Origin of the sequence: Weissella kandleri (assembly GCF_001438705.1) — a bacterium.
Lineage (GTDB): Bacteria > Bacillota > Bacilli > Lactobacillales > Lactobacillaceae > Weissella > Weissella kandleri.
Map to the genome: position 1 here is coordinate 1 of NZ_JQBP01000005.1, position 12998 is coordinate 12998.

The window sequence follows — 12998 nt, forward strand, 5'->3', positions numbered from 1 at the left end:
GATCGCTTCCTGCGAGGATAGGAAGTCGCGATGCAAAGTAAAGGCTCATCAGCAATGGTGAGCCTTTTTTGTTGCCAAGAATAATTAGATAATTCTTTTTAGTTTAAATGGGTTCTTATTAAGTATGCAGATAAAAAATATTAAGCTTATGGTAGGACGTAAAACTTATGTGAATGCAGAAAAATTAGGATCATTATGTTTAAGTTTAATGCCACTGATTGAATATCAATATCGGGTTTCACCAGCCATTATACAAGGAGTCTGTCAGCGATGTGATGCGAAGATTGATGAGCAATATTCGATTTTACAACAACAGCGATTAATCATATATTGTTGGCGGTGTACAACGATGGGGCCGACTGTTAAAAGTGATGGGCATTTTATTTATGTGCAAAAAATAACACCACCAGAACAATGTGTCATTGAATTTAATTGGGCGGGCGCGCTTACTGAAAAGCAAGCAAAAGTTGCCCAACAACAGATCAGAGCATGGCGACAAAAACGCGCGCACTTAATGTATGCGGTGACTGGAGCTGGTAAGACTGAAACCTTGTTACCGTTATTAAAAGTAGCGTTAGAAAATGGTCAAAATATTGCATTGGTAGCACCAAGAAGGGACGTTGTAGTGGAATTAAGTCAGCGTTTAGCCCCTATTTTCCCAGAATTGATCACTAGTTTGTATGGTGGACATACCGATTATATAGCGCGACCATTAGTAATTTGCACGATACATCAGCTTATGAATTTCCATCAAAATTTTGATTTAATTATTATTGATGAAGTTGATGCTTTTCCATATGCGGGCAACCGCGCACTAAAGAATGTTTTGCAAGGAAGTCTTAAACAAGAGGGTATCACGCATTATCTTTCAGCTACACCGCCCGTGAATTTACGGTGGTTAGTAACGGTTGGTAAAATTGAGCAGAGTTTTTTAGCCGTGCGTTATCACGGTCATCAGTTACCAATGTTAAAATTTCGGCGGATTAATGATTGGCGTAAAAATTTACCAGGATGGTTTTTAGAACTATTACGTGAAGTGGTTCAACGAGGACGCCAGTGGTTAATTTTTGTGCCGACGATTCAAGATGTAGCTGTAATTAGTTCACAATTGTTAGATGTGGGTGATTTTGCGGGTCTATCGTCTCAATCTGCTGATCGTAATCTACAAATACAACGTTTTCGTAATGATGAGTTAAAAGGTTTAGTAACGACGACCATATTAGAAAGAGGTGTTACGTTTGGGGCGTTAGATGTTTTTATTTTAGGAGCTGATGAATCCATATATACCAAAGCTAATTTAATCCAAATTGCGGGTCGAGTAGGACGACGTAAAAAGACACCGGATGGGTTGGCGCTTGCTTTAGGACAAGAATATACGGTGAAACTCACTAATATAAATAGTGTTAATAAGAGGATTAAAATTTCTCCTATTAGCACTATTTTTTTGTTTAGCATGTCCATCTTCGTGGAAGCAACGAGAGAGGGGGAGGAAAATAAATGGAATATAAGTCGCTATCGCTAGCATTAAAGAATTGGCGTCTAACACATCGATTAAGTTTGTCAGATGTAGAGACTATGACAGGGATTTCAAAAAGTGCAATATCAAATTATGAGTCACGTTTAAGAACACCTGATTTAAAGAATGCTAAGAAATTATCAGATGTATTGATGGTACCAATGAGTGACATTTTGGAAATGTCAGAATATGACCGTAATAAGCAAAAATAAAAGATCAATAGATTGATTAGAAAAACAACTTTGGCGAGTCTCTTCTAATCCTACTGATCTTTTATAAAGAAAAAATTGAATATCTTTAACACAAACGTTTAAAAATATTGATTTGAAACGTTTATTTAAGTGCGTCTTTTCGGAAACTTAAATAATGTTATGACAATATTATATCATGCTTTGAATGTTTGTGAAGAGGAATTATTCATAAATATGACCAAAGCACCACTTGAAGAGGACTTGTGGAATGTATGGCAAAAACTAAGGGGGTTCATATCGCCCTAATCGATAAAAGGTATTTGAGGGTGTAGTAGCGAACATCTGAGGTAATTGTGGGGAGAAGTTAACCACTGGCGATGACGGCCATGCAAAGCGCTAGACGGTCAGGGTGGAACGTGCTGAAAACGGCGTCACACGGCTAAGAGAAAAATGTAACGGTGCTTAGATCATAATTCGACCATTAACTCGAAATGAAATTTCTCAAAGTGTTCGGGCAGTGCTGGACTTAAATGTGTGCCAATTTTTTAATTGGACAACAAAACAGTGATTTTGATAGATCATCCTGATCGAGATTAGTGTTTTGTTGGTTTGCTCGCTTTAGGGCAAACTCCCCCCAACCAACCTGGCGGTTATAAAACCTGATGTTTAAGTACAGCTATATATATTTATATGGGGATAGTGTTAAAACGTTGGTTTTGTTGTGCTGATATTTATCATACAATTTGGGATATTAAATGATAAAAGGAGTTAATAAATTAAAAAAATTTAGGAGTGAGAGGAATAAGATGCAAAATGTTGTTTACTTTGTGACCGATATTAATAGACGAAATATTATTATGTATGCAGAAAATGAACCGCTTTTGCATCAAAAATTATTGGATGCAATTGAAAATAATGAAATGAAAAATGTGGGTGGGTACAGGATGTTTAAGACAAATAAAAAGGAATTTAACAAGATATTGATGAAAATTAAAAGTCGAAGATTGCCTTTTTACAAAATTGCAGTGCCTAAGCCATTTATCTAAAGGAGGACTAAATGATGGAAGGAATTCAATTAAATTTGTGGGAATATCCAGTCTATTATCGACTGGTTGAGGTAATAAAAGTAGGAAAGTTTGGAATTGAAAATACTATTCAGATATTGAAATTTAGATTGGATAAACCACTTGATAAGAACAAATTAATCAAAGTAGAAAATGATTTATACATGATCAAGCGTATTAGAGGAAATACAAGTTTTAGAAACGAAAATTTAGCTGATAATTATATGGATGCACATCAAGTAAACGTATCGATAAGTGATTTGATTAATTCTTGGTATCAACCAGAAATTAAATTTTGTATCGCTTAATAATTAAAAATTTGGAGGAAAATATAATGCAAATGATGATGGCAAATGGAAATTTGGTTCGGTCAGTAAAGTTAATGGAGAACCGTGGCTCCCATAAAAATACAACGATGGTTTACTTTGATATTGCAGTTGGACGGTATTCAAAGGGACAAAAGAAGACAGACTTCATTCACCTAGTGGCCTATGAAAATATTGCAAAAAATCTAGTTGAGTATGCAAATAAACCTGGTACTAAATTAGGAATTAAGTTTGAAATGCGTTCTTCAAATTATATTAATAAAGAAGGGAAAAAAGTTTATACAACGCAGAATTTAGTCAAAGAGCTTGAATTCCTGGGACGTAAAGTATCGAATAATTCTACTGATTCTAATGGAGTAATTTCAGATAAATCAATACCTGTCACAACAATGGATGAAGAATATCCTATGCTGAATGAAGATGAATATGATGTTGTGGGGGAAGATTATTAATGAGATATATAACAGATATTGAACCAATTAGTAATAAAAAGATTGATAGATTTAGACAGTGGCTAAGAAACAAAAAATATGATTTTTATGATAATCGTAGAGCAAGTTTATTTACAATATTTATATTTTTTATTGTAATTTTAGTGTCCATGGTTATTTCTTCACAGCTATCAGCAAGGCCAAGTAATATGCCTGGTGCTAAGTTCAATCAAACTCAACCGTTTGGTTCATTGGGTAAAAATGTAATGCTAACCAAGGCGATTGCGGATAATAAAACTAATACTACATTATTATTTTTTGATTTCTCAAATGGGTCAGAAACATCAACAGATGTCATTAATTGGGACAATGTCAAAGTTGACTTTAAGGGTGATCATTGGTTGCAATCTAATCCACCTACTAAAGCTGAATTTATTCCAACATCAAATAACACTGGGGTAATTAAACTTAGAAATGTGAAAAACAAGTATCAAGATTTTCAGATAATTTTTAATGATAAGCAAATTGATTCATCCAAAATTATGGCAGTTTCTAATGGATATTCAAATGATCAAAAAGCAGAAGTAGTGCAAGCAAAATTTGTCATTAATCGGGATACTCCAAAAACAGAAAATATTAATAGTTCGATTGATCAGAAAACATTAGCTATCTCAGAAAATAATGTTAAACAGGATGAAATTGATAAATTAATTAAACACAATCAGCAAGCTATTAAGGATTTGAAGAAAAGTGATAAACAAGTTAGTGCGGATATTCAGGCTTTAAAAAATCAAAAAAAGATTTCGACTGAAGGATCAGATGTTGAAAATATTGATACTCAAATAACAACTAAACAAGACGTTTTGAGTGAAAGTTCAAATAAAAAGGCAACTTTATTAAATGATATTCAAGATCAAAAGTTAAAGAGACATGCGCTAGGGAAACAATTAATTAATTTGAAAAAGGGGAAGTTGAATTTACATGAAATAATCAAATATTGATGACTTACTGGTGGGTACTACTTAGGTACCCGCTGGGTACTCAATGGGTACTTTTAGGGTACTCAATAGGTACTCAAAGTTAAAAGGGTGTCCCACAGAAAATGCCTGCACAGCAGGTCGTCACACTTCAGTGGGACCATTTTCCCCTTAACCTGTTCACAAAAAGCACTTAAATGAGGTAATGGAGTTTTGACTAGAGAAATACATTTACGAAATTTGAATGTAGAGATGCTTCAATTGATTGAAAAAAGAGCGATTGACTTGGGCATTTCTAGAAATACATTAATAAAAGAAGTGCTCGAAAATTATGCTGAAAGAATTTCAGAAAATAAGGCGGCTGAGACTATTCATACCCAAATAGATGCTTTGATATTAAATCAAAATCGTTTAATTGAAGCTACAAATAATTCTGCTACTAATATATCGAAAGCACTCCAAGAAAGTATGGAGTTATCAAATGAAATTTTAGAAGAATTTAAAATCGCAAAAACTAGAAATAAATAGTTTAAAGGGGGAGGAATAGATAATGGATCAAGATTTAAATTTTATTCGTCAACAAACAACATCAAGACTAAAGAAGCGAAGAAATATTTTAATTAAGCAATACGAAAAATTTCCCGATGAAAAAATTCCTGAGAAAGTAATTTTAGAATTACAGTCTATTCAAAAATTGTTAAATGAAGTTTCAATTGAAGATATTCCAAAACAAATTAGTTTGAAAATGTCTGATTTAGAAAAATGGTATTTTGCGTTAATGCTAGATTGGATTACGGATCATCCAGATGCAATCAATGCTGCAAGAATTAGTCGTGCGGAAATTTATAAATTTACGATGCATTTTTTCGTAGATAATATTATTTTGAATTCTAAAAATCAAAATTTATCTTTGAGTACTTTGAAAAATAATATCTCGAAAATTAGCGAAGAGAGTGAATTTGAAAAAAATATTTTACAACAGTTAAAAGAGATTAAGGATGTGACAACATACAGTGCATCATTGAGTCATGTAGTCGCTGATATGTCCAGTGATTTTCCAAATGGTATTAGTGATTTATTGAGAAATAACCAAGAGAATGATTTATCAGAAAATTCATTTTCTAATTCATTAAAAGAATTTATTGAGAAACGAAATTTTGATAAACAAAATACTACAAGTAAAAATAATCAATTGGGATTTAAACGATAGTTGGTGATCAATATGAGCAAATCAAATAAATTAATTCAACGTTTTATTGATGATTTAAATAATGCAGATTGGAATAATGAAGAGATTAATGACGAACAAGTTTTAAAAAGAGGATCTTTAAAAGAACGAAGATTGATGAGTGAAGAATATTGGCAGATCCAAGCTATATTAACCTTCAAAGAAAAGTTTCAACTAACTAATAAACAGGTTATTGATATTTTTAAAATTCCTAAAGATAGATTAAGAGATCGGATGAAAATGGCACATCAAGATTATGAAACCATTCCAGAATTAATGGACGCATTACATGAGGAGATGGAGGAGTTAAATGGCTAAAACTGGTGGATTCGCAAAGTTTAAATTAGGTGAATCAAAAGCAGGTTCTGTTATTCTTCCTACTGCATTTGTAACAGCAGATACTGCGGCAAGTGATGGACACAGGTACAGCGACTTAATAAATATTTATGCTGAGAAGAATTCTAAAGTTACTGAATCTAATGATATGATTCGTGGTGGATGGGAAGAAATTGAAAAGAGTGCGGAGCTTTCAGGAAAAAATTTGGGGTATGCCTCACGAGCCAGTGCGACTGATGAAGAACATCCTATCTTTAATGGTGAGTCATTAAATTTAAAAGATGATGAAATTGAAAAATTAAAATCAGATTTAGATTTAGCACAAGATAATGGAAATAATTTGATTGAGGCTGCCTTTTCTATTCGTGGTGATTGGTTGGTAGAAAATGGATTATATGATCCAAAGCATGGAACGATTGATCAAAGGGCGTTAAAACAAGCAGAACAATCTGTAGTTCGAAATCTATTCGAAAAAGGTTTTCCATTACCCTTAGGTGAGAATAAAAATGATGTCGTTTGGTTTGGGGTGATTCACCAGGATACTGATCATTTAAATATGCATATATGGTTTGCGAAAAAATCAAAGGAAACTAGAAATGAAATGATTCATAGTTCTGGATCACCAAAAGGAAAAATGAAATTAAGTGCTATTAATGATACGAAACGAAAATTTATTAGTCGATTAACTTCCAGTGCGGAGCAAGAACGCAGAGCAGATATTTATCAGGCCGTGGCAGAGGTTCAATCTGATATTAAGTTGAACTTTAATGATATTAATAGTCGTAATTTCAAAAATTCTGCGAGCTTACAGGAGATTTGGGAGGCGTTACCCAAGGACATGGCCGGTAAGTGGATGGTTGGTAATGCTGATTTAAACAATCTAAAACCTAATACAAAAATGTTTAATGCACATAAGGTGATGAATGAATATATTGATAAGTTATTTGAGACAGATTTAAAAAATGAATTCAATAAATTTATGAATGAGGCACATAGAGTTGATGAATTCCTATTAAAAGATAATGGGAAAACTTTATATAAAAATTTGTATTCAACACAAAGAGTTTCTAAATTGAAAAAGCAATTAGCCAATTCAATTTATCGGGAATTTAATCAGCAAGTTAAGGATGAAAAGATTTCTATTGAAGATAAAAATCTAGGGGAATCTACTAGTACATTTGAACCGTTTCCTAATATTAAGAAACATGAGCATAGGAATATTCCAGATATTCAAAAAGGTCATGATAAGAAAATAGATAATCAAAAATTCGTACCAAAAGCAAAAGCTGTATCGTTAGATGAATTATCTAATGGTATTAAAAAGAATGCCCGATCATTAACTAGGGAGGCATATGAAGATGCCTCATCAACTAGAAAAATGTTGAGAGCCAAAGAACGTGAAGAATTTGAACTTGAACAGGAGTCAAATGGATATAGTCGCTAAAAATGAAAAATTATATGAGCAAATATGAGATGACTGAAGAGACAATTGAATGGAGAGGACATACACATCATAGAATTCAGAGTAATATTGAGAGGATTGGATAAATGAAAATAGTTATATTAGCTGAAAAACCTAGTCAGGCTACGTCATATTCAAAGGCATTTAATAATAGTAATAAGCAAGAAGGCTATATCGAAGTTTCTAATGAATATTTTAATGGTGAGACCAAAATAACGTATGGATTTGGTCATCTAGTTGAACTTTTTTTGCCTGAACAGTATGACGAAAAATACAAAAAATGGGATATAAATAATCTACCGATTATTCCTAGCCCATTTAAATTTAAGATTGGAAAAGGTAAGAAAACTCAATTTAATATTGTTAAAAAGTTATTATCTGAGGCTGATCAAATTATTATTGCGACCGATGCAGATCGAGAAGGTGAAAATATTGCCTGGTCTATCATTAATCAATCTGGCATTGATGTGCGAGATAAAATCATAAAGCGATTATGGATTAATTCATTAGAAGTCTCAGCTATTCAAAACGGATTTAACAATTTGCATGACGCAGAACAACATTATTCTTCATATATAGAAGCACAAACGAGAGAGTTTAGCGATTGGTTGGTCGGAATGAATGCAAGTCCATTGTATTCAATTTCGCTTGGTAAACAGGGTATTAAGGGTGTATTTTCAATTGGACGTGTACAAACACCAACGTTGTATATGATTTATAAACGGCAAATGGAAATAGAACATTTTAAGCCCGCACCCTATAGTGAGTTAGTAGTACATGTAAACACTGGATCAAGTGTATTCAATGCTAAGTTAGATCCATTGAAAAAATTTGATAATCGAGAACAATTAAATTCATTTTTATCCGAAAACAAACTGATGCTTGTGAATGACCATCATAATGCAGATAGTAATTCAAATCTAGGTGTTATTAAGGATGTTATTAAGGATCAGAAGAAAAATCCGAGTCCTAAACTGTTCTCACTATCAACTCTACAAGCTAAAGCTAATAAATCATTTAAGGCATCAGCACAAAACACTTTGGATGCTGTACAGTCATTGTATGAAAAGAAGTTTCTAACATATCCTCGAACAGATTCACAATATATTACTAATGAGGAATTTAGTTACTTAGTCGAAAAAATTAATGAGTATTGCGCCTTTGCGCATGTTACCAGTGAAGTGACACATAGAGAACCTAGAAAACGTTATGTTGATGGCAAAAAGGTTCAAGAACATCATGCCATTATTCCAACGAAAACGATTCCAACAGTCGCCCAATTTGAAAAATTAATGCCGCTGGAAAAATCAATATATGAAATGGTACTTAAAACAACAATTGCGATGTTTTTAAATGATTTACACTATAATGAACAAATTATTATGATTGAATCAGGTTTAGCAACGTTTAAAGCAACAGGTCGAGTTATAACTAACCCAGGATGGCAATCATTATTTAAGTCAAACAATAAAAAAGGACAGTTAGATAGTGAAGAATTCTTGCCAAATGTAGAAGTTGGCCAAGAGGTGTATGTTGATTTGGTAGACGAGGACAGAGTCACAACGGCTCCAGCAGCATATACTGAAGGTACATTGATTACTGCTATGAAAAATGCAGGTAGAGAGCTTTCAGAGGACCAGAAAGAAGTCTTGAAGGAAACTGAGGGAATCGGGACTGAAGCCACACGAGCAAGTATTATTGAACGCTTGAAGGACAAGAAGTATATAGGATTAAAGAATAATAACTTAATTGTCTCAACATCAGGAACCACTTTATGTAAAGCAGTGGAGTTACAACCGTTATTAACTTCACCTGAATTAACAGCACAGTGGGAAATGGCATTGCATGATATTGGTCAAAATAACAGAACCCAGCAAGCATTCTTAGAGCAAATTGAAAAATTTGTTTTGAAACTAATTGAAGAAGTTCCAGGCCAAATTTCATCAGACCAGAATCTGGCCACACAAATAAATAGCCAGAAAGAAATGGTTGCTGAAGAAAAGGAAAAGCTTGATATGGGTGTATGTCCTGTCTGTAAGAAGGGACATATTATTGATCGAGGTAAATTTTATGGATGTAGTAATTATAATTCAGAGAATCCTTGTAAGTTTTCTCTACCAGCAAAGTGGTCTGGTAAAACCATACCCAAAGGTGCTATTAAGGATTTAGTAACTAAAGGTGGTACTAGAGTTATTAAGGGATTTAAAAGTAAATCAGGTAAGACATTTAGTGCAAAATTAAGAATGTTAAACAATAAGTTGATTTTTGATTTTGATAAATAGAAAAAATGATTGTTTAATAAACAAAAATTAGAAACTTTTAGCCAGATACTTTTATAAACAAAACTCCAATATAAGTAATTAATATTACTTATATTGGAGTTTTGTTTATCTTAATTGATTAGTTATATTTTATATTATTTCTGTTTTATTGAATTGAATTGATATATTATTTCATCAAAATTATAAGTTTTATTAATGACAGTATACTCATTTTTGGACTTGTTTTGAATTTCTTTGATTAATGTGAATTCAGGGTTATTTAGTTGATTTTGTTTATATATAGTATATTGAAATCTATTATTGGTATCTTCACTATCAGATGTTAAATATTTATCAATTATAATATCATGAACAAAATGATTATCTTTTGAGCCAACATCATTAAGTTTAATTATTTTATTTTTATCTAATACAATAGTAGATGATAATAAATATGAAAAAAACAAAAATATAGCGAGTAGAGTATTAAATAATAAAAAAATTAATATGGGATTATTCGTTTTTTGTGGTACTTCATAGATTATGTTTTGTAATTCATGATTATTTATAAACATGTTAATAATAAATATCATTTGAAATATTGGGAAACTAAAACTAATAATAAAATAAAATGTTTTTTTCCCTAAATTCCCTAAACTCATTGTTGTGTTTGTTCCATTTGAGTAGTATCTATCGCTGAAAATATAATCTTTTTCAACTAAATAAGTACATAATAACGAAATATATAATAACCAAAAAATCAAATCAAAATTTTTATAAAATAAAATTAATTGAAGAAATACATACTTAATATTTTTCATGAAATACATTGACGAAATTGTTATATGAAAAAAATTTATTTTTAAAATTAGTGATGTAATGCATGCTAGAAAAATGAAATTTAATGTTGGAAATTTTGCTTTGTGTAGTCGTGATAATAAATGTTTAATTAATTCAATCGAAGTATTTTCCATAAATAATTTCCTTTTTATACCATTTTAAAATAAATATATCATGAATAGTGCTAGTGCATCTATTTTTATATCATCTTAAAGTAACAATTTATTAAAAAAATAATTGGACATTTAGAGATGAAATATTAAGGTCAGGATATAAATATACAATTGATGCTGTAAAAGATGGGAAATTAAAGTATTTTTAGAAATTAAACCTCCTAATATATAAAATGGGAGGTTTTAATTTACATTTAATTAATTTTTATCGTATAATTAGTTAAGTTAAACCTAATTAAAAGGAAAAAGATATAATGCTTTTGGATGAAGTAACAAAGAATGAACCGCGCAAAAAAATAATGTTAATCGATTCTAAAAGCTTTTATGCTAGTGTTGAAAGTGTTGAGCTAGGATTGAATCCTCTCAGGTCGATTTTGATAGTCATGAGTCAACAAGAGAACACTAATGGTGGTTTAGTTTTAGCGGCTTCACCAATGGCTAAGAAACTATTAGGTATTAGTAATGTTACGAGAAGACGTGATGTACCAAATGATCCCAGGCTTATTATTGTAGAGCCAAGAATGAATCACTATATTGCGATAAATAAGAAAATTAATGATATATTTAGACAGTATGTTTCTGAAGAAGATCTTCATCTTTATTCGATTGATGAATCTATATTAGATGTAACCCCTAATTGGGATTATTTGAAATATAAATTTGGTAAAGACTTAACTATGGTAAAACTTGCCCGCATTATTCAACTACATGTTAAACGAGAGTTAGGGATATATTTAACTGTTGGTATCGGAGAAAGTAATGCAATGGCCAAGATGGCTCTAGATATTGAGGCAAAACATGCAAAAAGTTTGATTGGAGAATGGCATTTTGAAACGATTCCAGAAAAGCTATGGCCAATTGATGATTTTGATGATGTTTGGAGTATTGGTAGAAAGACTTCAGCTAAGCTTAAGAATTTTGGGATATATTCAATGGGTCAATTAGCTAATACAGATCCTACCTTTTTAAAGAATAAATTTGGTGTCCGGGGTGAAGAATTGTTTGCTTTATCCTGGGGTGTGGATCGCAGTGTTGTTTCACAAAAGTATCATGTAAAATCGAGTAATATATCTAACAGTCAGGTGCTGCCAAGAGATTATTCGGATGTAAGAGAAATCAAAAACGTTATTAGAGAAATTGGCGAACAGGTTGCCTCCCGATTAAGATCCAAGGGAAAACAATCTGGTGTTGTTTCTTTATACGTAGGCTTTGCCTATTCTAGCGTAGATGAGGATGGAAATAATGGTTTTCATGCACAGATGTCTATTGATTCGACAAACAACTCTGGAGCTATTGTAAAAGCATTACATTATATTTTCGATACTCATTATCGTGGGCAAACTGTGAGAAATTTAGGTGTTTCAGTAGGTAAATTAAAGAATGAAGGACAAGAACAATTAGATCTTTTAAGTGATCAAATTAGACAAGTAAAAGACCGTAAACTTGATGAAACGGTTGATAAAATTAGAAATAAATATGGAGTGACATCGATAGTTAAACTATCTTCTTTAGGGGAAGGTGGAACTATGATTAATCGTGCTGGGCTGATTGGTGGTCATAACGGGGGAAATTCATATGGTTAAAATGGAAGAATCTCAAAGAGAGCGGGCAAAGACCTTTTTTGAAAAGGAATATAAAGAACGCGGCATGGTTAAGTGGCAAGGGTATTATTTATCCGATCATACAGAAAATGTATCTGAATATACTAATCAGAGAAGAGAAAAGATGCATCAAAGATTAATGCCTAAAATGACATTGGAGGCAATATCAAGTGTTTTATTTACTGCATATGTTAATTATAAAGCAGTTAATATTCAGGAAAACGCAATTCTAAACGGATTAGCCCCAGCTATCGTGTCCGGAATGGTTAAAGGATATGATGAGAATAATGTTTATATTGGTGACGCCAAATTCGATATGACAGATATTAACTGGGTACAGTTAAAATAAATTACATAAGTTAAAAGATAAAGGGCTGCTTTTAAAAGCGGCCCTTTTTATTTTTCAAAATTTACAGTAGTCAGTATATCTATCAAAAACGCACATAGCTATTAACAATTGATAGTATTGTGTGGTTAAAGTTTTTTGGATTTAAAAATGTAGAGATTGTATGTTGTATTAATGCATCAACAAAATTTCTTTTAAAGACTGTTGAAGTGAATCAGGAAATTTAAAATCACCCTTTTTTAACTT

Annotated in this window: 14 protein-coding genes; 13 read left to right on the forward strand and 1 reads right to left on the reverse strand. The window is 31.9% G+C overall.

Annotated features, from left to right (window positions below):
* The first annotated feature begins 169 nt into the window (after nucleotides 1–169).
* The 11 genes from IV73_RS05070 to IV73_RS05115 all read left to right on the forward strand — a co-directional run bounded on the left by IV73_RS05070 (nucleotide 170) and on the right by IV73_RS05115 (nucleotide 9813).
* Complete coding sequence (locus IV73_RS05070; protein WP_236697737.1) at nucleotides 170–1522, forward strand: helicase-related protein; 1353 nt, start codon at nucleotides 170–172, stop codon at nucleotides 1520–1522.
* A complete protein-coding gene (locus tag IV73_RS06540; protein ID WP_083485559.1) occupies nucleotides 1498–1728 on the forward strand; it encodes a helix-turn-helix domain-containing protein in 231 nt (76 codons plus the stop codon). Before IV73_RS05070 ends, IV73_RS06540 begins: the two co-directional genes overlap by 25 nt.
* Nucleotides 1729–2513: 785 nt before the next feature.
* On the forward strand, nucleotides 2514–2753 hold the full coding sequence (locus IV73_RS05075) for a hypothetical protein (RefSeq protein ID WP_157049548.1): 240 nt from the start codon (nucleotides 2514–2516) through the stop codon (nucleotides 2751–2753).
* A gap of 11 nt (nucleotides 2754–2764) precedes the next feature.
* On the forward strand, nucleotides 2765–3079 hold the full coding sequence (locus IV73_RS05080; protein WP_057755745.1) for a hypothetical protein: 315 nt from the start codon (nucleotides 2765–2767) through the stop codon (nucleotides 3077–3079).
* A gap of 26 nt (nucleotides 3080–3105) precedes the next feature.
* On the forward strand, nucleotides 3106–3549 hold the full coding sequence (locus IV73_RS05085; RefSeq protein WP_057755758.1) for a single-stranded DNA-binding protein: 444 nt from the start codon (nucleotides 3106–3108) through the stop codon (nucleotides 3547–3549).
* A complete protein-coding gene (locus IV73_RS05090; RefSeq protein WP_157049549.1) occupies nucleotides 3549–4529 on the forward strand; it encodes a hypothetical protein in 981 nt (326 codons plus the stop codon). The genes IV73_RS05085 and IV73_RS05090 overlap by 1 nt, the downstream gene beginning before the upstream one ends.
* A 189-nt stretch (nucleotides 4530–4718) precedes the next feature.
* The gene (locus tag IV73_RS05095) at nucleotides 4719–5033 is read left to right on the forward strand and encodes a ribbon-helix-helix protein, CopG family (protein ID WP_157049550.1); all 315 of its coding nucleotides are present in this window, start codon (nucleotides 4719–4721) and stop codon (nucleotides 5031–5033) included.
* Nucleotides 5034–5055: 22 nt separating this feature from the next.
* Nucleotides 5056–5715, forward strand: coding sequence for a hypothetical protein (locus tag IV73_RS05100; RefSeq protein ID WP_057755791.1), 660 nt, complete (start codon nucleotides 5056–5058; stop codon nucleotides 5713–5715).
* A gap of 12 nt (nucleotides 5716–5727) precedes the next feature.
* Nucleotides 5728–6051: a hypothetical protein gene (locus IV73_RS05105; RefSeq protein WP_057755814.1), complete on the forward strand. Its 324-nt coding sequence runs from the start codon at nucleotides 5728–5730 to the stop codon at nucleotides 6049–6051.
* A complete protein-coding gene (gene mobP2 / locus IV73_RS05110; RefSeq protein ID WP_057755826.1) occupies nucleotides 6044–7513 on the forward strand; it encodes a MobP2 family relaxase in 1470 nt (489 codons plus the stop codon). The genes IV73_RS05105 and mobP2 overlap by 8 nt, the downstream gene beginning before the upstream one ends.
* 104 nt (nucleotides 7514–7617) lie before the next feature.
* Nucleotides 7618–9813 carry a type IA DNA topoisomerase gene (locus IV73_RS05115; RefSeq protein ID WP_057755827.1) on the forward strand — a complete coding sequence of 732 codons (2196 nt, stop codon included), beginning with the start codon at nucleotides 7618–7620 and terminating at the stop codon, nucleotides 9811–9813.
* A 134-nt stretch (nucleotides 9814–9947) separates the two neighbouring features.
* Here IV73_RS05115 and IV73_RS05120 read toward each other — a convergent pair whose 3' ends face one another.
* Nucleotides 9948–10766, reverse strand: coding sequence for a hypothetical protein (locus IV73_RS05120; RefSeq protein ID WP_057755828.1), 819 nt, complete (start codon nucleotides 10764–10766; stop codon nucleotides 9948–9950).
* 293 nt (nucleotides 10767–11059) lie between these two features.
* Between IV73_RS05120 and IV73_RS05125 the strand changes: the two genes are divergently transcribed.
* Both IV73_RS05125 and IV73_RS05130 read left to right on the forward strand, forming a co-directional pair.
* Entirely contained in the window at nucleotides 11060–12388 is a 1329-nt protein-coding gene (locus IV73_RS05125) for a Y-family DNA polymerase (protein WP_057755830.1), read from the forward strand.
* A complete protein-coding gene (locus IV73_RS05130) occupies nucleotides 12381–12755 on the forward strand; it encodes a hypothetical protein (RefSeq protein ID WP_057755831.1) in 375 nt (124 codons plus the stop codon). The genes IV73_RS05125 and IV73_RS05130 overlap by 8 nt, the downstream gene beginning before the upstream one ends.
* Nucleotides 12756–12998 lie beyond the last annotated feature (243 nt).